Source organism: Microbispora sp. H10670 (genome assembly GCF_014161385.1).
Classification (GTDB): Bacteria; Actinomycetota; Actinomycetes; order Streptosporangiales; family Streptosporangiaceae; genus Microbispora; species Microbispora triticiradicis.
The window spans coordinates 57,104-78,364 of the sequence record NZ_JABBWW010000016.1; the positions used below are offsets into that span (position 1 = coordinate 57,104).

The following is a 21,261-nucleotide window of genomic DNA, read 5'->3' on the forward strand; positions in this document are numbered from 1 at the left end:
GCTCCCGTCACCGACGCGAGCCGGACGGTCCGGTCTCCACGGTGAAATGGCCGGGGGCCGGGGTACGGGTGCGCACATCGACTACTTCCTCATGGCGCTGCCCGTTGTCGCCCACTGATCTTCATGCGTGCCCGCCGGCCCGCCGATCGCCACATCCGTAACGTCCGTTATGTCATGACATGGGGTGGTTGCTCATAGTCTGTCCGCATAAGGGGCTCTTCGGGGGGAGGGTGCCGGCATGCGACGCCGTACGGTTCTCGCACTGGGGGTCCTGGCCCTGGCGGGCGGATGCGGCACCCCGGCGCCTCCGTACCTCGGGGAGATCTCCCTCCTCGTCCCCGGCCCGCCGGAGTGCTGGGGGGACGGCGTCGCCCGGAGCCTGAAGTCCCTCATCGAGGCCCGCCGCTGGGCCGGCAGAGTGCTGGTCACGCGGGACGCCGGGGGCGGCGGCGCGTCGGCCGTCGGACGCTTCGCCGTCGGACGGCCGGACCGGCTGATGGTCGCCGACCCCCTCCTGCTGGCCGACTACGCGCTGGGTCGCGCGCCCGGCGACGCGGGGCCGTTCGCCGCCCGGACCGTGCCGCTGGCCAGGCTGGCGGGGGAGTGGCAGGTGCTGGTGGCCTCCCCCGATTCGGGTTACCGCACGTTCGAGCAGGTCGCGGCGGCCCTGCTGCGCACTCCGGAGCGGGTGAAGGTGGCGGGCGGGCCCGACCGCGGGCCCGGCCATCTGCTGCTCGGCCTGACCGCCCGGGGCCTCGGGGCCGATCCGCGGCTGGCGGCGTACGAGGCCTTCGACAGCCCCGCCCGGGCCGTCGCGGCGGTGGCCGAGGGGACGACCGCGCTCGCCTTCGGCGGGCGCGGCGACGTCGCCGCCCACGTCAGGGCCGGGCGGCTGCGCCCGCTCGCCGTCTCCGCTCCCGAGCGCCTGCCCGGCCTGGACGCGCCCACGCTGACCGAGTCGGGGGTGCGGGTGGCGTACGCGAACTGGACCGGCCTGCTCGCCCCCCTCGGGGTGGCGGCCCGCGAGCGCGACGCGCTGATCGGCCTGTGCCGGGCCGTCGCGGACTCGCCCGCCTGGCTCCGCCTGTGCGAGCGCAACGGCTGGACGCCGATGTGGCTCGCCGGCGAGGAGTTCCGGCAGTGGCTCACGGGCGAGGCGCGTCGTACGGCCCTGCTTCTCGATGATCTCGGAATCCGGTGACCAACACAACTTGTAGGGCCGCTTGCGAGATCGCCCACTAGATGTAGGATCCATCGCGTCGCTGGTTCACCTCGGTGAGGCAAGAGGGAACCCGGTGTGAATCCGGGGCTGCCCCGCAGCGGTGAGCGGGAACGACCGCCGTCACAGAGCACTGGTGCGTGAGCGCACCGGGAAGCGACGGCCAGTAGGTCCGGCGGGCGTGTGTCCCGCCGGTCGCCCGCGAGCCCGAAGACCTGCCCGCGACCGCGCGCGGAGTCACCGCGCGCGCCCGCGCCGTGCCCCGAGGGAGGGCCCGCCGCCCGCAGGCCGTGCCGTCGCACGCGTGCGCCGCGGCGTCCCCTCCCCTCCGGCCGGCCGGGTCAGGAGACGAGGAGGAGAGGGCGACCGATGACGATCACCGACCCGGTCTCCGCGCCCGCGCGCCCCGCTACGGGGCCGCGCGGCGCGGGGGAGACCGCGGACGTCTGGCGGGCCATCGAGGAGGCGGCGGCGGGGGTCGTCGCGGACCCGGAGAACTCCCGGCGGGCGGCGCGGCTGCTCGCCCGGGTCATCGAGGAGGAGACGGCGGGCCAGGGGGTGCGCGCCTTCTCCGAGTCGGTCGCGGCCGCCCACGCGGCCGGGCTGCTGGGCGACGCCGTCGCCGCGTTCGTGGCCGACGAGGCCGAAGCGCTGGACGCGCTGATCGACCCGGCGGCCGACGACCGGTTCGAGTACTTCGGGCTGCGCACGGTCTACGACCGCTACCTGCTGCGGCATCCGGTCACGCGGCGGGTGCTCGAACGCCCGCAGCACTTCCTGCTACGCGTGGCCTGCGGCCTGTCGGCGAGCGTCGGCGAGGCGGCCGAGCTGTACCGGCTGATGTCCGCGCTCGCCTATCTGCCCAGCTCGCCGACGCTGTTCAACTCCGGGGCGCGCCGCCCGCAGCTGTCGTCGTGCTTCCTGCTCGACTCGCCGCGCGACGAACTGGAGAGCATCTACGAGCGGTACGGCCAGGTGGCGCGGCTGTCGAAGTACTCCGGCGGGATCGGCGTCGCCTGGACCCGGGTGCGCTCGCGCGGTTCGCTGATCCGGGGCACCAACGGCCTGTCCAACGGCATCGTCCCCTGGCTGCGCACGCTCGACGCGTCGGTGGCGGCGGTGAACCAGGGAGGCAGGCGCAAGGGAGCCGCCTGCGTCTACCTGGAGACCTGGCACGCCGACATCGAGGAGTTCCTGGAACTTCGCGACAACACGGGCGAGGAGTCGCGCCGCACCCACAACCTCAACCTGGCCAACTGGGTGCCCGACGAGTTCATGCGCCGGGTCGAGGCGGACGGCGTGTGGTCGCTGTTCGACCCCAAGGAGACCCCCGAGCTGACCGACCTGTGGGGCGAGGCGTTCGACGCCCGGTATCGCGAACTGGAGGCTTCCGGGCGGTATGTCCGGCAGGTGCCCGCCCGCACCCTCTACGCCCGGATGATGCGCACCCTCGCCCAGACCGGCAACGGCTGGATGACCTTCAAGGACGCCGCCAACCGCGCCTCCAACCAGACCGCGCTGCCGCGCAACGTCATCCACCTGTCCAACCTGTGCACCGAGATCCTGGAGGTCACCAGCGACGGGGAGACCGCCGTGTGCAACCTCGGCTCGGTCAACCTCGCCGCCCACCTGAACCCCGAGGGGGACGCCGTCGACTTCGGCCGGCTGCGCGCCACGGTCCGCACCGCCGTACGGTTCCTCGACCGCACGATCGACCTCGGCTTCTACCCGACCCCCGAGGCGGAGGCGGCCAACCAGCGGTGGCGGCCGGTGGGCCTCGGCGTCATGGGCCTCGCCGACGTCTTCTTCGCGCTGCGCCTGCCGTTCGACTCGCCGGAGGCGCTGACGCTGTCCACCCGGATCGCCGAGGAGATCGCGCTCGCGGCGTACGGCACCTCGGCCGACCTGGCCGCCGAACGCGGGCGTCACCCGGCGTACGAGGAGACGCGGGCGGCGGGCGGCGTCCTGCACCCCGACCACTACCCGTGCGCCCCGGCGCACCCGGAGGAGTGGGCGGCGCTGCGCGCGAGGATCGCGGAGACCGGGCTGCGCAACTCCCTGCTGGTCGCGATCGCGCCGACGGCCACGATCGCCTCGATCGCGGGCTGCTACGAGTGCGTCGAGCCGCAGGTGTCCAACGTCTTCAAGCGTGAGACGCTGTCGGGGGAGTTCCTCCAGGTCAACCGGTATCTCGTCCGCGACCTCCAGGCCCTCGGGCTGTGGACGCGGGCGATCCGCGACGCGATCAAGCTCCACGACGGCTCGATCCAGGACATCCCCGCGATCCCCGGCGAGCTCAAGGCGCTCTACCGCACCGCCTGGGAGCTGCCGCAGAAGGCGCTCGTCGACCTCGCGGCCGCGCGGCAGCCGTACGTCGACCAGTCGCAGTCGCTCAACCTCTTCATGGCCGCGCCCACGATCGGCAAGCTCTCGTCGATGTACGCCTACGCCTGGCGGTCGGGCCTGAAGACCACCTACTACCTGCGCTCGCGCCCCGCGACCAGGATCGCCCAGACGACCGTGCCGGCCGTCACCCCCGCCGTGCCCGATGAAGGGGCGGTCGCCTGCTCCCTTGAGAACCCCGAGATCTGCGAGGCGTGCCAATGAGAACGATGCTGCTCGACCCGGGCATGGACCTGACCCTCCGCCCGATGCGCTACCCCGGGTTCTACGAGAGGTACCGCGCGGCGATCAGGAACACCTGGACCGTCGAGGAGGTCGACCTCGCCTCCGACCTCGCCGACCTGGCGACGCTGGAGCCGGGGGAGCGGCACCTGATCAACCGGCTGGTGGCGTTCTTCGCGACCGGCGACTCCATCGTGGCCAACAACCTCGTGCTGAACCTCTACCAGCACGTCAACGCGCCCGAGGCCCGGCTCTACCTGAGCCGCCAGCTGTTCGAGGAGGCCGTGCACGTCCAGTTCTACCTGACCCTGCTGGACACCTACCTGCCCGACCACGACGAGCGGGTGAAGGCGTTCGCCGCCGTGGAGCACATCCCCTCGATCCGCGACAAGGCCGAGTTCTGCTTCCGCTGGATCGACTCGATCAGCGAGCTGTCGCGGCTGGAGACGCGGGAGGACCGGCGGGCCTTCCTGCTCAACCTCGTCTGCTTCGCCGCCTGCATCGAGGGGCTGTTCTTCTACGGCGCCTTCGCCTACGTCTACTGGTTCCGCTCCCGGGGGCTGCTGGGCGGCCTCGCCACCGGCACCAACTGGGTGTTCCGCGACGAGTCCATGCACATGGAGTTCGCCTTCGAGGTGGTGGACACCGTACGCCGGGAGGAGCCGGACCTGTTCGACGACGAGCTGGCCGGCCGGGTCGTGCGGATGATGGAGGAGGCGGTCGCCGCCGAGCTGGCCTTCGCCCGCGACCTGTGCGGCGACGGCACCGGCGGGATGACCGTGGACAACATGCGCCGCTACCTGGAGTACGTCGCCGACCGCCGGCTCGCCCGGCTCGGCCTGCCCGCGCGGTACGGCACGGCCAACCCCTTCCCGTTCATGGAGTTCCAGGACGTGCAGGAGCTGGCGAACTTCTTCGAACGGCGGGTCTCGGCCTACCAGGTGGCCGTCGAGGGAGAGGTGGCCTTCGACGAAGCCTTCTGATCCCGTTTAAGGGGGTTCCAATCCCGGGCAAAGGAAACCCCATGACGACGAACGGGGGCGCCGTCACAGCGGCAGCGTGGAACTGGGCGACATTGGCGATCGCGGTGGGGACGGCGATCGTGGCGGTGGAGCTGGTCCGGCGGGTGCTCAGGTCGCGGCTGATCGGCGACCGATGGGCGCTCGCCGGGCCGTTCGCGCGCCGCTGCACCTGGCCGGGCTTCGCCTCGGCCGTGGTGGGCACCGTCAAGGCCGCCTACGACCCGGACATGCCGGGATCGGGCTCCCATGGCTTCCAGCGGGTGCTGTCGCTGCTCCTGATCGCCTGCGTGACCTGGCTGCTGATCCAGGCGGCGTACGCGGTGACCGACGTGGTGCTCGACCGGCTCACGCGGATCGAGGGTGAGCGCAACCGCCGGGCCCGGCGCATCCGCACCCAGATCGCGCTGGTGCGCCGGGTGTCGGCGGCGGTCGTCGTGGTGATCGCGCTGGGCGCGATGCTGTTCACCTTCCCGCAGGTGCGGGCCCTGGGCGCGGGGCTGCTGGCCTCCGCCGGGATCGCCGGCGTGGTGGGCGGCATCGCGGCCCAGTCCACGCTCGGCAACCTGCTGGCCGGGCTGCAGCTCGCCTTCAGCGACGCCCTGCGGCTCGACGACGTGGTCGTGGTGGAGGACGAGTGGGGCCGTATCGAGGAGCTGACCCTCACCTACGTGGCGCTGCGCCTCTGGGACGAGCGGAGGCTCATTCTGCCGGTGTCCCACTTCACCAGCCATCCCTTCCAGAACTGGACGCGGCACGAGAGCCGCATCCTCGGCAGCGTGTACCTCCTGGTGGACTGGTCGGTGCCGGTGGAGGAGGTGCGGGCCGAGCTGTACCGGGCGCTGCGCGACAACCCGCTGTGGGACCAGAAGGACTGGACGCTCCAGGTCACCGACACCACCGCGAACGGGCTGGTCGAGCTGCGCGCGCTGATGAGCGCGGCCGACTCGGCCAGCGCCTGGGACCTGCGGTGCGACATCCGCGAGCACCTCGTGACGTTCATCCGCGAGAAGCACCCGGAGAGCCTGCCGCGCCTGCGCGTCGAGACCCCTGTGCGCTGAGTGCCCGGCACGACCTCGGCCGGCGAGCGTCCGGGCCGGGGTCAGGGGGCGTGGGAGCCGCGCAGGACGCGGGTGCCGCCGGCGATCAGCGCGGTGGCGAGGATCCATCCCGCCGCGATCAGCCCGTACGCCAGCCACTGGGTCCAGCCGACCGGCTCCCAGGCGCCGCGCTGCTCGAACAGGCTCACCGGGACCAGCAGGTCGAGGGTGTAGACGAAGGCGCTGAAGTGCCGTGACTCGTCCAGCCCGATCTGGTGCGGTTGCCAGCGCGCGAACACGGCCGTGCCGGCCGCGAGGAGCAGCACGGCCCACACACCGGCCAGCCAGGGCCGGTATCCGTACCCGACCAGCCCGTCGAGCAGCCGGCCCCACAGCCGCCCGGGGAACCGCAGTGTCCGGCGCCGCGCCCGCTGCCGGGCCAGCAGCACCCGGCGGGCGTCGGACTCGTGCCCGATCCTGCGGTAGTAGGCGGCCAGCTGCTCGTACGGCTGCGGCCGGTAGCCCCCCGGGTCGCGCCGCAGCCAGGTCAGCCGGTCCGCCAGGGTGGCCGGGCCACGCAGCGACTCGTACGTCAGCCCGTTCAGCCGGACCCCGGCGGGATAGCTCTCCGGCCGGTCGAACAGCACCCCGAAGCGGGAGTAGCCGAGGTTGACCTCCCCCTCGACCGACTTGGGCAGCAGGATCAGCTCGTCGGCCTGCAGGTGGCTCAGATGCAGCGCGCGGCCCGGCGCCCGGACGACGGCGCCGTGGAAGGACAGGACCCCGCCGATGCGCGCGCCGCGCAGCCGTACGGTGCCGTCGGAGGTGAAGCCCGCCCCGAGCTCGGCCGCGGCGGCCTGCAGGTGGTCGGCGTGCACGGCGGGGGTGGCGTCCGCCGCGACGGCGGCCCCTTCGAGGTAGAGGCCGCTGGCGAAGCGGGCGCCGATCAGCCGCAGCCCGCCCGTGGCGCGCAGGTCGCGCAGGAAGGCCCCGCCCTCGACGGCGAGCCCACCGGCCCACAGCGCGACCGACTCCCAGACCCGCGGCTCCTCCGAACCCTCCGGTCCGTTCCAGCGGGACGACTCGGGCGGCGAGGTCTCCGGCCGCCCGCCCCGGTACGGCGCGGAGCCGGGCGTGCCCAGACGCAGGCCGGAGAGCCGGAGCTGCCCGGTGATCCGGGCGTTGTCCAGGCGCACCCCCGCGTGGACGGCCGACCGGTCGAGGTCGAGCAGCCCGTCGACGGTGGCCCGGCTCGCCCGGAAACGGTAGATGTCGCAGTGCCGCAGCCGTACGCCCCGGGTCTTCGCGTCGTTCAGCGAGACGGTTCCCGCGATGTGGCAGTCCAGCAGGTGGATCTTCGCCTCGACCGTCGCGTCGGACAGGTTGAGGTCGCCGACGATCCGGGCGCCGGCGAGGCGGACGCCCGGCACCCAGGCGGAGCCCTCGTCCCGCCTGCTCAGCAGCAGAGCGGTGATCACCTCGGCCCGGACGATCCGGGAGCGGCCCCAGGAGCCGCCCGAGCCCGCGTCCACGTCGCGGCTCTCGCGCAGGTCGACCCAGGCTCCGGTGGGATAGGCCTGCCACAGCCGCCGCTCGGCGGGGGTGAACCGGTGGAAAGGCCGTGATCTTCCCATGCGCCGACCCTATCCCGTACGTGATCGCCGAAGGGCTGCCACGCCCCGCGAGGCCGCGCCCGACGCCGGTGGCGTCAGGCGCCGCAGTCGCAGCAGCAGCCGTCCCCGCAGCAGCACCCGTCGCCACAGCACCCGTCGCCCGAGCAGCACTCGCAGCATCCCGAGCAGTCGGGGCAGTCACAGCCGTCGCAGAAGCAGCGGTCGGTCCACGGCGCCTGCCGGTAGGGGCTCCACGGCGGCCGGTAGAGCCCGCACGTGACGAAGGTCGTCACCCCGGCCACCGCCGTACACGTGATGCCCGGCGACTCGGTGTGCTGCCCGGCGGGCGCCGCGAGGTGGTGCGGGCGGGCGGGACCGTGCGGGCGCGTGGCCGGAGGGGGAGCCCCGAAGGTACGGGTGACGGCGCGGCGGGTCTCGCCGCACAGCAGCGCCTCGACGAGGTGGCGCTCCTCCAGGTCGAGGTCGGCCACGGCGAGGCGCAGCCCGTGCAACGCCTCCTCGCACACCCGCCGCGCCTCGTCCGGCGAGGTGCCGGTCGCGTCGAGGGGGTTGAACGCCCCGCGCGCCCGGTCCTCGGCGAGGTCCTCCACCGCGTCGAGCACGTGCGCGAGGCGGCCGAAGAGACGGCCGGCCTCGCGCAGGCTCTCGGCGTTGCCCGGCCGCCCCGCGAGGACGGCCGTGTGCGCGAAGGCCGCCGCCGCGGCGGTCTCGGTGGGCTCGGTGAGGCCGAGCAGCGTACGGCCGGCGGACGCCTCCAGCAGCGCCTGGCGCCCGGCGACCTCGGTCAGGACGGCGGTGTCGAAGCCGATCGCCTCCCCGCCGCGCCGCGCGGCCGAGGTCCAGGAGGCGGCGGCCGCGCGCAGCGGGGCGCCGCGCACGCGCCGGCCGGCGATCCCGTCCCCGTCGGCCGCGTGGTCGCGGATCTTCTCCGCGGCGAGGGCCAGGGAGACCACCGCGGCCAGGCGGGCGCCCCGGTCGGCCGACGGCACCACCTCCGCCGGTCGGAAGCCGCGCAGCGCGCAGGGCCCGGCGGTCCGCCGGCTCGCCCCGGGGCGTACGCCCGTCTGCGCCTCGGTCAGGACGGACAGGACGAGACCGTCGTAGTTGGTGGCGGTCCGGGCCAACTGCCCATGGCGGTCCCTCAGCGTCAGGCACAGGCCGCACAGGTGCGCGCGCCACGCCTCGTGGACCGACGGGCAGGAGTGCCGGGCACACGGCCGGAGGATCCCGAACACCCATACTCCCTGAGATAGCGCGTACGGGGTCGTCCCGTCGCGCGGTGATTATGCCATCAGGGGGCGGACCCCGATGGCAGGCGGAAGGGGGCGACCCGCACAATCGAGGAGTGGACGCTACCGACGGGTACGAACTGGGTCTCGACGAGCATGTGGCCACCCTGACGATCAACCGGCCGGAGAAGCGCAACGCCATGAGCGCCGCGATGTGGCGGGCCCTGCCGGCCATCCTGGCGGACCTGGCGGCGGATCCGAAAGTCCGGGTCCTCATCCTTACCGGGGCAGGCAAAACTTTCTGCTCCGGTGCCGATATTTCGGAAATCAATGAGCTTGGAGATAACGGTGATGACACTGGCCTGACCATCCTCGCGGAACGCGCGTTGAGAGCCTTTCCGAAACCCGTCATCGCGATGATCGAGGGCTACTGCGTCGGCGGCGGATGCCAGCTCGCGCTCGCCTGCGATCTGCGCTTCGCCTCTGCCGAGGCCCGTTTCGGCGTCACCCCCGCCAGGTTCGGGGTCGTCTACCCGTTCAGCTCCACCCGGCGGCTGGCCGAGATCGCCGGACCCGCCACCGCGAAACTGCTGCTCTTCTCCGCCGAGCTCATCGGCGCGGACCAGGCGTTGCGTACCGGCCTCGTGGACGAGGTCTGCCCGTCCGGCGGGCTGCGCGAGCGCGTGTACGGCCTGGCGGCCACCATGGCGGCCCGGTCCCGGCTGACGCTGGCGGCGGCCAAGCGGGTCGTCGACGGCCTGGCGGACGAGGCCGAGGTGCTCGCCTGGCAGCGGGAGGCCCGGGAGAGCGGCGAATTGGCCGAAGGTCTCCAGGCATATCGGGAGGGGCGTTCCCCTGGATTCTCTTGGGATGCAAAATAGGCATAAACGGGACTCGCAGTGGTAATGACCCTGTGAGGTGTGAGATGTCGCAGAATCCATTCGCCAGGTTCGCCCGATGGCTGGGCCTCGACAGGAATCCGCTCCGACGCCGGTGCGACCGGGTCGAAGCGGTGGTCCGGCTTGCCGCGGTGCTGGGCGTCGTGGCCGCGGTCGTGTTCGGCGTGCTGCTGGGCGTGCGCGAGTACGGCGACGGGCTGAAGACCGAGGCCCGGCAGGCGCACGACCGATACCAGGTGGTGGCCACGCTGAGCGGCGACGTGGCGACGCCCCGGCTGTCGGTGGCCGGAGCGGCGGTGGGGCACGCCCAGGCCGCGTGGCAGGCTCCCGACGGCACGCCCAGGTCCGGAGTGATCGAGGTCTCGCCGAGCAGGCGGGCCGGTGAGACCGTGCGCATCTGGACCGACGCCACCGGCGTGATCACCCCCCGGCCGCAGGACAGGGAGACCACGGTGGTCGCCGCGATGACCGTCGGCACGGGCGTGCCGCTGGCCGCCGCGGCCTTCCTCGCGCTGCTGGTGACCTGCACCCGCATGGTCAACCAGAGGCGGGCCCGCCGGGCGTGGGAGGCCCAGTGGACCGTCGTCGAGCCCATGTGGCGCATCAACGGCCGCTGACCGAACAGACCTGGCCGGCCCCGGCGGGCCCGCGCGTCAGCGGTCGACGATCTCGTTCTTGCCGATGACCACCACGCCCTCGCGCGTCACCGTGAAGCGCTGGCGGTCGTACTCGGGGTCGAACCCGATGCGCGCGCCGTCGGGGATGACGACGTTCTTGTCGATGATGGCCTTACGGACGATCGCGCCCCTGCCGACCTTGACGCAGCCCATCAGCACCGAGTCCTCGACGTGCGAGTGGGAGTGCAGGACCACGCCGGGGGAGAGGATCGAGCGCAGCGCCGTGCCACCCGAGACGATGACGCCGGGCGACACCAGCGAGTCCAGCGCGTGCCCCACCCGGTCGCCCTCGTTGTGCACGAACTTGGCCGGGGGCAGCGGGTCGTGGCCCGAGTAGATCGGCCACCGGTCGTTGTAGAGGTTGAAGACCGGCTGGACCGAGACGAGGTCCATGCTGGCCTCGTAGTAGGCGTCGAGCGTCCCCACGTCACGCCAGTAGCCGCGGTCGCGCTCGGTGGACCCGGGCACCTTGTTGTGCGCGAAGTCGTACACCTCCGCGCCGCCGCTCTTCACGAACATCGGGATGATGTTGCCGCCGAGGTCGTGCTTGCTGCCGGGGTCGAGCGCGTCCTCGCGCAGCGCCTCGATCAGCGCCTGGGTCCTGAAGACGTAGTTGCCCATCGAGGCGAAGATCTGGTCGGGCGCGTCGGGCAGGCCCACCGCGTCCTTCGGCTTCTCGCGGAACGCCGCGATCCGGCGGCCCGAGGCGTCGGCCTCGATGACCCCGAACTGGTCGGCCAGTTCGATGGGCTGGCGGATCGCGGCCACGGTCACGTCCGCGCCCGAGTCGATGTGCTGCTCGACCATCTGGCGCGGGTCCATGCGGTAGATGTGGTCCGCGCCGAAGACGATCACGTGGTCCGGCAGTTCGTCGTAGATCAGGTTGAGGTTCTGGAACAGCGCGTCGGCCGACCCGGAGAACCAGTGCGGCCCGAGCCGCTGCTGCGCGGGGACCGGCGTGACGTAGTTGCCGAGCATCGACGAGAGCCGCCAGGTGCGGGAGACGTGCCGGTCGAGGCTGTGGTTCTTGTACTGGGTGAGCACCACTATCTGCAGATAGTGGGCGTTCGCCAGGTTCGACAGCACAAAGTCGATGAGGCGGTACATCCCGGCGAAGGGCACGGCGGGCTTGGCCCTGTCCGCGGTAAGCGGCATCAGCCGCTTCCCCTCACCACCCGCCAGCACGATCGCCAGGACCTTCATAGGCAGGACCTTAACCCGCCGAACGCCCAACAAACACCATGCGCACCGGCAAATAGTGAACATTTCGGTCGAGGCCGGGCATCGCATGACCTCCCGGGCGCCGTGCCCGGCGGTGCCCGGCCTAAGCTCCTCGTATGCGTGTCGATCTGCTGAGCCGTGAGTATCCGCCCGAGGTGTACGGCGGCGCCGGAGTCCATGTCGAGTACCTCGCGCGGGAGCTTCGCCGGCTGGCCGACGTCCGGGTGCGGTGTTTCGGCGCGCCGCGTGAGGAGCCGGGCGTCCGGGCGTACGAGGTGCCCGGCGGCCTGACCGGCGCCAACGCCGCCCTCCAGGTGCTCGGCGTGGACGTCGAGATGGCGGCCGGCTGCGAGGGCGCCGACGTCGTGCACAGCCACACCTGGTACGCCAACTTCGCGGGTCACGTCGCGAAGATGCTGTACGGCGTGCCGCACGTGGTCACCACGCACAGCCTGGAGCCGCTGCGCCCGTGGAAGGCCGAGCAGCTCGGTGGCGGCTACACGCTGTCGTCGTGGGCGGAGCGGACCGCGCTGCACGCCGCCGACGCGATCATCGCGGTCTCCGAGGGTATGCGCCGCGACGTGCTGACGGCATACCCCGACGTCCCCGCGGACCGCGTACAGGTGATCCACAACGGCATCGACACCGAGGAGTACGCGCCCTCGCGCGGCACCGGGGCCCTGCTGCGGCACGGCATCGACCCGGCCGTGCCGTACGTCGTCTTCGTCGGCCGGATCACCCGGCAGAAGGGCCTGGTCCACCTGCTCCACGCGGCCCGGTCGTTCGCCCCCGACGCGCAGATCGTGCTGTGCGCGGGCGCGCCGGACACGCCGGAGATCGCCGAGGAGGTCACCGGGCTGGTCCGCGAGCTGTCGGCCTCCCGCAAGGGCGTGGTCTGGATCTCCGAGATGCTGCCCCGGCCCGAGGTGATCGAGATCCTGACCCACGCGGCCGTGTTCGTCTGCCCCTCGGTGTACGAGCCGATGGGCATCGTGAACCTGGAGGCGATGGCGTGCGAGACCGCCGTCGTGGCGACCGCGACGGGCGGCATCCCCGAGGTCGTCGCCGACGGCGAGACGGGCCTGCTCGTCCCGATCGACCAGGGGCGGGACGGCGAGCCGCGCGACCCCGAGGCGTTCGCCGCGGCACTGGCCGAACGGGTGAACGCGCTGCTCGGCGATCCCGGCCGCGCGGCCTCGATGGGCGGGGCCGGTCGCGTGCGCGCGGTCGAGCACTTCTCCTGGGCCCGCATCGCCGAGCGGACCCAGGCCCTCTACGCCGGTCTGGCCTGACCGCCGTCTAGTAGGTGTAGGGGAGGAGGCCGTCCAGCCGGCATCCGTCGGTGGTCTTGCCGTTGTTGCAGCGGTTGAGCTGCAGGCTGTCCAGCACGTAGGCGAAGGTCTGGCCGGACGGGCTCACCACGGAGAGTCGCGCGGTGGCCGCGCCGCTCGGAGCGACCGCCGAGACGCTGTACTCCTGCCAGTTGGAGTTGAGGGCGTAGGTAGAGCTGTCGCTGTTGGAGATCAGCGCGTTGGAGGAGTTGTACCAGGACAGCCGGAGTTTGACGTTGCCGGAGGTGGCGGTCGTCACCCGGGCGAAGAACTTGTACCGCTGTCCCGCCGTCACCGCCGGCTTGCGGGTGAGCGACAGGACCCCCTCAGACCACGACTGGACGTTCATGGTCAGGGACCGGCGGCCGTCGAAGTACCTGGCCGACACCTGGGCGTCCGACCCCGGTGGGGTGACCTGCATCCAGCCGCCACCGGAGAGGGTGAAGCTCGCCGGGTAGCCGGACGGCGCCACGGACTCGATCCCGCGTTCCTCGGCGGTGAGCAGGTCGTTGCTGTAGCCCACGTCGCAGCAGACGGGCGAGGTGAACCACGGGGTGGTGGCCACGTTCACCGCGAGTCCGTAGTTGGGGAACCTCGCGGTGAGCTCGCTGGGGTCGTAGTAGCTGTTGAACTCCTGGTCCAGATTCCAGTTGTCCCACTGGCTGGACATGACGTCGGAGACGTCGACGGTCTCGGGCACCTCAGTGGCCTTGGCGTGATCCGCGTCGGACAGGTGGACCAGTTCGTGCAGTATGGTGCCGCTGTCCCATTCGTCCGAGGTGGCCAGGCAGACCTGGCCGCAGTGCCCCTGCGCCGTACCCTCGCTGAAGTCTTCGAAGACCACGTACCGGCGGTTGGCGTTGTCGTAGCCCGCCGCCGCCAGGTCGTCGGCGACGACGTCGGCGGCGATCTCACTGCCGATCGTCCCGCCCTCGATCTTCTCCGGGATCACCAGGGCATGGGCGTAGCCGGAGTAGGTGCTGGTGTCGTAACCGGTCCGGCAGCTGAAGTTGATGTGCTGGTCGTAGTCGGTCGACTCGTCCACCGACCAGTCCATCCGGTCGACGATCTTGGCGATCTGCTCGACGACGTCGTTGTAGCGGTTCCCGTACCCCTCGTGCCAGGCGTAGATCACCTGAACCGCTGGGATGCTCGCACTGGCGTTGGTGGGGTCGGACAGTGTCGTGGCGCAGCCTCGCTTCGGGACGTTCGCGTCCACCGGCTGGGCGTAGGGGTAGGCGGGCTCGGTGCCGGTGGTGGCGAAGTCGGCGTGCGCCGGCCCCGCCATCAGAACCACGAGACCCGCCGCGACCACCGCAGACGCCAAGCGACTAAGCCGTGATAACGACAAAGAAGTTCCCTTTCCTAGATGACCGTACGGCGACCCCGGCCACGAGCCGTGGAAGTTATCCGGGAATCGCCCGCCGCGCTTACTGACGCGACTTTCGGTGACTTGTCGATGAGGAGGCCCGGCCCCGGCGGCATGGCCGCTCGGCGGGAACGGGACGTGCCCGACACTAGGGTCGGACGGGGTGTTCAGGTTCGCCCTTGGCGCCTGAACAACTAACCATGAACAAACGAACATCGGCTCTGGTGCTCGCGCGTTCACGGAAGGTGAGATTTCGAGGTCTCGCCGGCCGCGGTGAAGAATGCCCGGGGGCGATATCGCGGTGGGAAAGGGTGGCGATGCCACGTCAGGAACGCCCGCTGGGCGCTGAGGACACGCCGTTGCTCCGGTTCGCCGGCGACCTGCGGCGATTACGGCAGCAGGCCGGGCAGCCGCCGTACCGCGAGCTGGGTAGGCGGGCCCGCTATTCGGCGGCCGCGCTGTCGGAGGCCGTGGCCGGGCGGAGGCTGCCCAGCCTCGCGGTGACGCTGGCCTTCGTCGCGGCCTGCGACGGCGACGTCGACGCGTGGCGGGACCGGTGGCGGGACCTGGCGGCGTCCGACGCCACGGTGGACGAGCAGGCGCCGTCGCCGTACGTCGGGCTGGCGGCCTACCAAGTCGAGGACGCCGACCGGTTCTTCGGCCGGGAGGCGCTGACCGAGGCCCTGGTGCGCCTGGTCGACGAGCGGCCGTTCGCCGGCGTCTTCGGCGCGTCCGGCGCCGGCAAGTCGTCGCTGCTGCGCGCCGGGCTGGTCGCCAAGTCCAAGCGCACCGCCCTGGTCCTCACCCCCGGACACGACCCCGTGACGGAGGTGGCGACGGTCGTGGCCGGGCTCGTCGACGAGCCGCTGGCCCCCCTGCGCGAGCAACTCGCCGCCGACCCGTACGCCCTGCGCCGCCGGCTGTCCGAGGTGCCGGGCGAGCTGCTCCTCATCGTCGACCAGTTCGAGGAGGTGTTCACTCTCTGCGCCGACGACGACCGGCCGTGGTTGGTGCGGGCGCTGACGGCCGCGGCCTCTCCGCGCAGCAGGGTGGTGCTGGGCGTGCGCGCCGACTTCTACGGCCACTGCAGCCGCCACCCCGAGCTGGTCGCCGCCCTCTATCGCGCTCAGCTGCTGGTCGGCCCGATGTCGGCCGACGACCTGCGCCGCGCCGTCACCGAGCCGGCGGCGCGAGCGGGTGCCTCCGTGGAGGGCGCCCTGCTCGCCCGGCTGATGTCCGATGTCACCGGGCAGCCGTCGGCGTTGCCGCTGGTGTCGCACGCGCTCGCCGAGACGTGGCGGCGTCGCCGCGGGATGACACTGACCCTGGCCGGGTACGAGGACGTCGGTGGCGTGGAGCACGCCCTGGCACGCACCGCCGAGCAGACCTTCCAGCAGCTCGCGGGCGAGGAACGGGACGCCGCCCGGCTGATGTTCCTGCGCCTGGTCACTCCCGGCGACGGCACCGAGGACACCAAACGGAGGATCCGGCGTGACGAGCTGGCGGAACCGCGCGGCCCGCTCGAGCGGTTCGCCGCGGCTCGGCTGGTCAGCCTCGACGACCACGGCGCCGAACTGGTCCACGAGGCGCTGCTTCGCGCGTGGCCGCGGCTGGCCGCCTGGATCGCCGAGGACCGGGACATTCTCCGGTCGCACCACCGGGTCATCGAGGCGGCCGCGGCCTGGCAGGGGCATGGACGCGACCCCGACCTGCTGTGGCGTGGGGAGCACCTGGCCCTGATCCACCGCCTGCGCGACCGGCTCAACCCGATCGAACACGACTTCCTCGACGCCGGTCTGACGGCGCAGGTGCTCCGCGCGACCGAGCTCCGCCGGCGGCGACGCCGGCTGAGGATGCTCATCGCGGCCCTTTCCGCGCTGGTCGTCCTGCTGGCGGGAGCCGTCGGCCTGGGCGTCACGGCGAAACGCGAAGCCGACCGCCAGAGGAACGACGCCATAGGCCTGCGCGCCGCGGATGCCGCCCGTACCCTCCTGCTCACCAGGCCGCGCGATGCGGCGGCGCTCGCCCTGGCCGCCTACCGGATCAGTCCGACGCCCGAGACCCGTGCAGCGCTGATCCTCGCCGATGCCGCAACGGGGACGAGCATCCTCGGTGAGGGTTACATCGACTCGCCGGGCCGGATCGCCGTCACCATGCGGGCCGACGGGTCCGCGGCGCCCCCCGGCTATCGGCTCTGGCGTCGGGACGGCACCGGCTGGCGGCCCGCGGGTGTGCTGCCTGGCGGCTCCTTCTACTACGCCACCAGCGCCGACGGGAGCCACGTGATCACCTGGAACGGGACGGCCTCCACGTCTGTCCTGTGGGACGTCTCGGACCCGGACCATCCACGCGAGATCGCCGTTCCCGCCGGCCTCCCGGTGGTGAGAGGCATCACCCGGGACGGCAGCCTGGTGATGGCCGTGGGAACGGACCGTACGGCCTTGGTGTGGCAAGTCGCCGGCGGAGCGGTCCGCCGGCTCTCGGCCGGCGATGTGGAGGACGCGTCGGTGGCCCCGGACGGTTCGGAGGGGGTGCTGACCCGACGCGTCAGCGGGGCATACGCCGCCGAGCTGTGGAGACTCGACGGTGTGCGGATCGCGACCCTGATGCGCACTCCGGACGTGGTGTACCCGATCGCCGGTCCCGCCGGCACGGTGGCCGTGCTCGGCAAGACGTCGGGGAACTTGACCCTGCTGAAGGCCACCGACCCGAGCTCCCCGCGTACGGTGGTCGAAGCCGGCGGCGTGAAGTTTCCCGCCAGGGTCGCCTTCGACCCGCAGGGCCGGATGGCCGCCGTGGTGGACGACGCCTCGATCCGTATGTGGGATCTCGCCTCGGGAGCGGAAGTCATGTCCCTCCGCCTCGAAGGCCTGGACCTCACCAACCCCCGGTTCCTTCCCGAGACCGGCGAACTGCTCCTCACCAGCATCCAGAAAGGCGCGCTGTGGCGGCTGGACCCCGACGTGCCCCGCGTGATCGACGACATCTGCGCCGGCCCGGTGGAACTGGACTGGGATCGCTACCTGCCGGACACGCCGCGGTTCCCGCTGTGCCCGACCACCCCGAGCCCTACCGCCCGGCGACGTTGAACCGCCGGGCGCCCCGCACATCGAGCCATGCACCCAGATAGACATGCGATTTACGACTCAGGACACCAGGTCGCCCTGGCGGGTTGGGGGAGGATCACCGTCACACCGGCGGACGTCCCGGGCCGGGTCAGCACCTCCGGGGCGTCCTCCAGGCCGATCGTCCGGGTCACGAGCAGGTCGGGCCGGAGCACGCCCTCCGCGATCAGCTCCAGCATCGGGGGATAGGCGTGGGCGGCCATGCCGTGGCTGCCCACGATCTCCAGCTCGTGCGCGATCACCCGGCCCATCGGCAGCGCGGTCTCCCCGGGCAGCAGGCCCACCTGCACGTGGCGGCCCCTCCGGCGCAGGCCCGCGATCGACGCGGCGCACGTCGCGGCGTCGCCCAGGGCGTCGACGGAGACCTCGGCCCCGCCGCCGGTCGCCGCCCTGACCAGGGACGCCGACTCCTCCGGAGTGGAGCCGCCGCGGAGCAGGACGCACTCGGCCGCGCCGAACCGCCGGGCCAGGTCGAGCGCGGCAGGCGAGACGTCCACGGCGACGACGCGCGCCCCCACGGCGGCGCCGATCATCACGGCGGAGAGCCCGACCCCGCCGCAGCCGTGCACGGCGAGCCACTGGTCGGCCCGCACCCCGCCCTGCTCCACGACGGCCCGGAACGCGGTGGCGAACCGGCAGCCCAGGCTCGCCGCGGTGGCGAAGGACATGCCCGCGGGCAACGGGACGAGGTTCACGTCGGCGTGGTCGATCGCCACCAGCTCGGCGAACGACCCCCAGTGGGTGAAACCGGGCTGGGTCTGGCGCTCGCACACCTGCTGGTTCCCGCTCAGGCACTCGCGGCAGCTCCCGCAGGCGCAGATGAACGGCACCATCACCCGGTCGCCCGGCCGCCAGCCGGTCACCTCCGGGCCCGCCGCCTCCACCACGCCGGCCAGCTCGTGGCCCGGCACGTGCGGTAGCACGGTGATGTCCGCGTCGTGTCCCATCCACCCGTGCCAGTCGCTGCGGCACATCCCGGTCGCCTCGACCCTGATCACCACGCCGTGCGGCGGCGCGACCGGGTCCGCCACCCGGCGCACCTCGGGCCGCCCGCCGAACTCCTCGTACACAACCGCGCGCAATCCCCGCTCCTTCCGTCGGCCGCAAACGTACTGCCACGTTCCAAGATCCCTACCGGCGCGTCCCCCGGAGCGGGCGCCGGCCGTACGCTGAAGCCGTGATTGCGATCGACCGGGTCAAGATGGCCTTCACCGACCGGCACGGCGGCGTGAGCACCGGGCCGTACGGCACGCGCAACCTCGGCGGGGCGGTGGGGGACGACCCGGCGGCGGTCGCCGAGAACCGCGCGAAGACCGCCGCCGGGTTCGGGCTGGATCAGGTGGTGTTCATGCGCCAGGTCCACGGGACGGACGTCGCCTACGCGGGCGCGCCGTTCGGGGCGGACCCGCCCGCCCTGGACGGGGTCTTCACCGACCGGCCCGGGCTCGGGCTGGCGGTGCTGGTCGCCGACTGCGCGCCCGTGCTCCTGGCCGACCCGGTGGCCGGCCTGGTGGGCGGCGCGCACTCGGGACGGCCGGGCACCGAGGCGGGGGTGGTGCCCGCCCTGGTCGAGGCGATGGCGGCCGGCGGCGCCGAGCCGGCGCGGATGATCGCGGTGATCGGGCCCTCGGCCTGCGGGCTGTGCTACGAGGTGCCGGAGGACCTGCGCGAGCGGGTGGCCGCCCGGGTGCCCGAGACGTGGTCGCGGACCCGGCGGGGGACGCCCGCGCTCGACATCCGGGCCGGTATCGCGGCCCAGCTCACCCGCGCGGGGGTGGCCGACGTGCGGCACGACGCGCGATGCACGATCGAGACGGCCGATCTCTACTCCTACCGCCGCGAGCGGGTCACCGGCCGCTTCGCCGGATACGTCTGGCTCACCGGCTCCTGACGGCCGTCCGGGCCGGGCGGTCCTGTGCCTGGTCGGTCCTGTGCCCGATCGGTTCTGGGCCCGGTCAGTCCCGGGCCCGCGGGTCCAGGCCGCCGTACGCCTTGCGGAGCAGCGCGTGCAGGGCCGCCCGCTCCTCCTCGTCCAGCGCGGCCAGCAGGTCGTCGCGCACGGCCCCGGCGTCGCGCAGGGCCGCCTCCAGCGTGGCCCGGCCCGCGCGGCTGACCGCGACCCGGTAGCGCCGCCGGTCCTCCGGGTCGCGGTCACGCTCCACGAGGCCGAGCGGGACGAGCGTGTCCATGACCGCGACGAGGTCGCTGGGGTCGATGCCCAGCCGCACGCCGAGCTCGCGCTGCGACGCGGGGCCGAAGTCGCGGAGCGCCGCCAGCACGGCCAGGTCCCACAGGCCGATGCCGTGCCCCCGCAGCCGGTCGCCCATGCGGCGGCGCCCGGCGACGCCCACCTTCGACAGCAGGAACGCGGTGATCCCGAGCAGGGAGGGGGGAAGTTGCGGCACCTCGCTCACGAGAGCAGGATAGGGCACCCCCAATAGTTGGTACTACCCAAGGGATTCGCCGTGGACGCTCTCTACCCCCGTGTGCTCGCCTCCCGATTCGCCGAGTGCTTCCGCTTCTACGACGGCCTGCTCACCGCGGTGGCGGGCGCGAGCCTCGCCAAGGGCGACGAGGCGGGGCCGTACGCCAACTGGGACCGGGACGGGGAGGCGGTGCTCGCCCTGCTCGACCGGGAGATGCTGGCGCGGGTCACCGGCATCGCTCTCGGCTCCGCTTCCGAGGGCGAGAGCGGCGGCGGGCGCGACGGGACGATGCTGGTCCTCACGCTGGACGACGTCGACAGGGCCGCCGCCGTCGCGGCCGCCGCCGGAGGCCGGGTCGTGGCGCCGCCGGTCGCCCGGCCCGAGTGGGGGCCGACCTGCCGCACCGCCCACCTCCGCGACCCCGACGGCAACCTGCTGGAGATCCAGTCCTACTGAGCGCTTGAGGGGGGCTCCCGGGACACTTCCGGGGGAGCTTGCGGGCCACTTGCGGTGGCTTGCGGCCGCTTGCGGCAAGCGGGTGTCAAGAGACGTGCAGGCGGGCCCGCCTATCACTGAGTTGCACCCTCCCGGCGGCGACGGCCGGACCGGGAGATCCGAACAGCACCCGCACCCGGATATCTCAGGAGATCGTCATGAAGCGCACCCTGCTCGGTCTGGCCGCCGCCACGATCGCCGGTCTGGCCGTCACCGCCCCCGTCACGCTCATGGCCGGCCCGGCCGCCGCGACCGGCGACTTCGGCCCGGACACCTGCCTCCAGGGCTACGTCTGGCGCGAGGCCCGCACCGGCGACGTCGTCTGCGTCACGTCGGCGACCCGGACGCAGACCCGGGCCGACAACGCCGCGAAGGCCTCCCGCTGGACCTCCGGCGCGTTCGGCCCGCACACCTGCACGACCGGCTACGTCTGGCGCGAGGCCTTCAGCGGCGACGACGTCTGCGTCACCCCGGCCGTCCGGTCGCAGGCCGCCGCCGACAACAGCAGGGCCGCCGACCGCAAGGTGTCGGCGCGGCTCTGGATCAGCCGCTACACCGTACCGCCGGTGGACAACGGTGACGGCACCTCCACCAGCACCTCCGTCGACGACATCCCGCGCCTGAAGATCAACGGCGATCACTACAACCTCGGCCAGGTGCGCCTCTACATCCGGTACAACACCGGCAGGCTCTACTGGAGCGGCACGGTGAACGCGAGCGCCCACAGCGGCTACGCCGGCGGCAGCTTCGGCAAGAAGACCGGTGTGTTCGACTGCGCCGCGGCCGGCCGGCCGGCCAACGCGTACGCCCAGGCGCAGGACGTGATCTCCGGGCGCTGGTCGCCCCGGGTCGCCGTCCGGGTGGGCTGCGCCGTTCTGTGACGGTACGCCCGCCGCGGCGGATGATGTTCCGAGCGCCGTGATCGGGGTAGTCGGTGGGCCTGCGGGGACCG

The 21,261-nt window shown here is 72.7% G+C and carries 17 protein-coding genes and 1 riboswitch; of the genes, 11 read left to right on the forward strand and 6 right to left on the reverse strand.

The window, feature by feature from the left end:
* Positions 1-238: 238 nt before the first annotated feature.
* From HHX33_RS21985 to HHX33_RS22000, 4 genes are all read left to right on the forward strand, one after another.
* Positions 239-1,201 (forward strand): Bug family tripartite tricarboxylate transporter substrate binding protein, encoded by a 963-nt coding sequence (locus HHX33_RS21985; protein ID WP_182876270.1) that lies wholly within the window; start codon positions 239-241, stop codon positions 1,199-1,201.
* A 45-nt stretch (positions 1,202-1,246) separates the two neighbouring features.
* Positions 1,247-1,457, forward strand: a riboswitch (cobalamin riboswitch).
* Positions 1,458-1,588: 131 nt separating this feature from the next.
* Positions 1,589-3,826 carry a ribonucleoside-diphosphate reductase subunit alpha gene (locus tag HHX33_RS21990; protein ID WP_182876271.1) on the forward strand — a complete coding sequence of 746 codons (2,238 nt, stop codon included), beginning with the start codon at positions 1,589-1,591 and terminating at the stop codon, positions 3,824-3,826.
* On the forward strand, positions 3,823-4,827 hold the full coding sequence (locus HHX33_RS21995) for a ribonucleotide-diphosphate reductase subunit beta (RefSeq protein WP_259402734.1): 1,005 nt from the start codon (positions 3,823-3,825) through the stop codon (positions 4,825-4,827). The genes HHX33_RS21990 and HHX33_RS21995 overlap by 4 nt, the downstream gene beginning before the upstream one ends.
* A 41-nt stretch (positions 4,828-4,868) precedes the next feature.
* Positions 4,869-5,924 (forward strand): mechanosensitive ion channel family protein, encoded by a 1,056-nt coding sequence (locus HHX33_RS22000; RefSeq protein WP_182876272.1) that lies wholly within the window; start codon positions 4,869-4,871, stop codon positions 5,922-5,924.
* Between the two features lie 41 nt (positions 5,925-5,965).
* On the opposite strand, the gene HHX33_RS22005 is transcribed toward HHX33_RS22000, so the two are convergent.
* A complete protein-coding gene (locus tag HHX33_RS22005; protein ID WP_182876273.1) occupies positions 5,966-7,537 on the reverse strand; it encodes a hypothetical protein in 1,572 nt (523 codons plus the stop codon).
* 74 nt (positions 7,538-7,611) lie between these two features.
* Positions 7,612-8,772: a DUF5685 family protein gene (locus HHX33_RS22010; RefSeq protein WP_182876274.1), complete on the reverse strand. Its 1,161-nt coding sequence runs from the start codon at positions 8,770-8,772 to the stop codon at positions 7,612-7,614.
* A gap of 110 nt (positions 8,773-8,882) precedes the next feature.
* On the opposite strand from HHX33_RS22010, the gene HHX33_RS22015 reads away from it, so the two are divergent.
* Complete coding sequence (locus HHX33_RS22015; RefSeq protein WP_307801250.1) at positions 8,883-9,647, forward strand: enoyl-CoA hydratase/isomerase family protein; 765 nt, start codon at positions 8,883-8,885, stop codon at positions 9,645-9,647.
* 44 nt (positions 9,648-9,691) lie between these two features.
* The gene (locus HHX33_RS22020; RefSeq protein WP_182876276.1) at positions 9,692-10,282 is read left to right on the forward strand and encodes a hypothetical protein; all 591 of its coding nucleotides are present in this window, start codon (positions 9,692-9,694) and stop codon (positions 10,280-10,282) included.
* A gap of 36 nt (positions 10,283-10,318) precedes the next feature.
* On the opposite strand, the gene glgC is transcribed toward HHX33_RS22020, so the two are convergent.
* Positions 10,319-11,632, reverse strand: coding sequence for a glucose-1-phosphate adenylyltransferase (gene glgC / locus HHX33_RS22025; RefSeq protein ID WP_310738008.1), 1,314 nt, complete (start codon positions 11,630-11,632; stop codon positions 10,319-10,321).
* Between the two features lie 47 nt (positions 11,633-11,679).
* On the opposite strand from glgC, the gene glgA reads away from it, so the two are divergent.
* Positions 11,680-12,855 (forward strand): glycogen synthase, encoded by a 1,176-nt coding sequence (glgA, locus tag HHX33_RS22030; protein ID WP_182876278.1) that lies wholly within the window; start codon positions 11,680-11,682, stop codon positions 12,853-12,855.
* Positions 12,856-12,862: 7 nt separating this feature from the next.
* On the opposite strand, the gene HHX33_RS22035 is transcribed toward glgA, so the two are convergent.
* Positions 12,863-14,182, reverse strand: coding sequence for a hypothetical protein (locus HHX33_RS22035; RefSeq protein WP_182876279.1), 1,320 nt, complete (start codon positions 14,180-14,182; stop codon positions 12,863-12,865).
* 398 nt (positions 14,183-14,580) lie between these two features.
* Here HHX33_RS22035 and HHX33_RS22040 point away from each other — a divergent pair, with 398 nt between their 5' ends.
* Positions 14,581-17,352, forward strand: coding sequence for a hypothetical protein (locus HHX33_RS22040; protein WP_182876280.1), 2,772 nt, complete (start codon positions 14,581-14,583; stop codon positions 17,350-17,352).
* Between the two features lie 50 nt (positions 17,353-17,402).
* Here the strand turns inward: HHX33_RS22040 and HHX33_RS22045 are convergent, their stop codons facing one another.
* A complete protein-coding gene (locus HHX33_RS22045; protein ID WP_182876281.1) occupies positions 17,403-18,470 on the reverse strand; it encodes a zinc-dependent alcohol dehydrogenase family protein in 1,068 nt (355 codons plus the stop codon).
* 119 nt (positions 18,471-18,589) lie between these two features.
* Between HHX33_RS22045 and pgeF the strand changes: the two genes are divergently transcribed.
* Positions 18,590-19,279, forward strand: a complete 690-nt coding sequence (pgeF, locus tag HHX33_RS22050; RefSeq protein ID WP_111700276.1) for a peptidoglycan editing factor PgeF — start codon at positions 18,590-18,592, stop codon at positions 19,277-19,279.
* A 64-nt stretch (positions 19,280-19,343) separates the two neighbouring features.
* Here pgeF and HHX33_RS22055 read toward each other — a convergent pair whose 3' ends face one another.
* Positions 19,344-19,802 (reverse strand): MarR family winged helix-turn-helix transcriptional regulator, encoded by a 459-nt coding sequence (locus HHX33_RS22055; protein ID WP_220502070.1) that lies wholly within the window; start codon positions 19,800-19,802, stop codon positions 19,344-19,346.
* Positions 19,803-19,853: 51 nt separating this feature from the next.
* On the opposite strand from HHX33_RS22055, the gene HHX33_RS22060 reads away from it, so the two are divergent.
* Together HHX33_RS22060 and HHX33_RS22065 are read left to right on the forward strand one after the other, a co-directional pair.
* The gene (locus tag HHX33_RS22060; protein WP_182876282.1) at positions 19,854-20,270 is read left to right on the forward strand and encodes a VOC family protein; all 417 of its coding nucleotides are present in this window, start codon (positions 19,854-19,856) and stop codon (positions 20,268-20,270) included.
* Positions 20,271-20,467: 197 nt separating this feature from the next.
* A complete protein-coding gene (locus tag HHX33_RS22065; RefSeq protein ID WP_182876283.1) occupies positions 20,468-21,190 on the forward strand; it encodes a hypothetical protein in 723 nt (240 codons plus the stop codon).
* Positions 21,191-21,261: the final 71 nt, after the last annotated feature.

Bases quoted from the DNA above. Each gene is read 5' to 3' on its own strand.
- glgC (WP_310738008.1), bottom strand. From the start codon at position 11,632: ATGCGATGCCCGGCCTCGACCGAAATGTTCACTATTTGCCGGTGCGCA.
- HHX33_RS22040 (WP_182876280.1), top strand. From the start codon at position 14,581: ATGCCACGTCAGGAACGCCCGCTGGGCGCTGAGGACACGCCGTTGCTC.
- HHX33_RS21985 (WP_182876270.1), top strand. From the start codon at position 239: ATGCGACGCCGTACGGTTCTCGCACTGGGGGTCCTGGCCCTGGCGGGC.
- HHX33_RS22020 (WP_182876276.1), top strand. From the start codon at position 9,692: ATGTCGCAGAATCCATTCGCCAGGTTCGCCCGATGGCTGGGCCTCGAC.
- pgeF (WP_111700276.1), top strand. From the start codon at position 18,590: ATGGCCTTCACCGACCGGCACGGCGGCGTGAGCACCGGGCCGTACGGC.
- HHX33_RS22005 (WP_182876273.1), bottom strand. From the start codon at position 7,537: ATGGGAAGATCACGGCCTTTCCACCGGTTCACCCCCGCCGAGCGGCGG.
- HHX33_RS22000 (WP_182876272.1), top strand. From the start codon at position 4,869: ATGACGACGAACGGGGGCGCCGTCACAGCGGCAGCGTGGAACTGGGCG.
- glgA (WP_182876278.1), top strand. From the start codon at position 11,680: ATGCGTGTCGATCTGCTGAGCCGTGAGTATCCGCCCGAGGTGTACGGC.
- HHX33_RS22035 (WP_182876279.1), bottom strand. From the start codon at position 14,182: ATGGCGGGGCCGGCGCACGCCGACTTCGCCACCACCGGCACCGAGCCC.
- HHX33_RS22065 (WP_182876283.1), top strand. From the start codon at position 20,468: ATGAAGCGCACCCTGCTCGGTCTGGCCGCCGCCACGATCGCCGGTCTG.
- HHX33_RS21995 (WP_259402734.1), top strand. From the start codon at position 3,823: ATGAGAACGATGCTGCTCGACCCGGGCATGGACCTGACCCTCCGCCCG.
- HHX33_RS21990 (WP_182876271.1), top strand. From the start codon at position 1,589: ATGACGATCACCGACCCGGTCTCCGCGCCCGCGCGCCCCGCTACGGGG.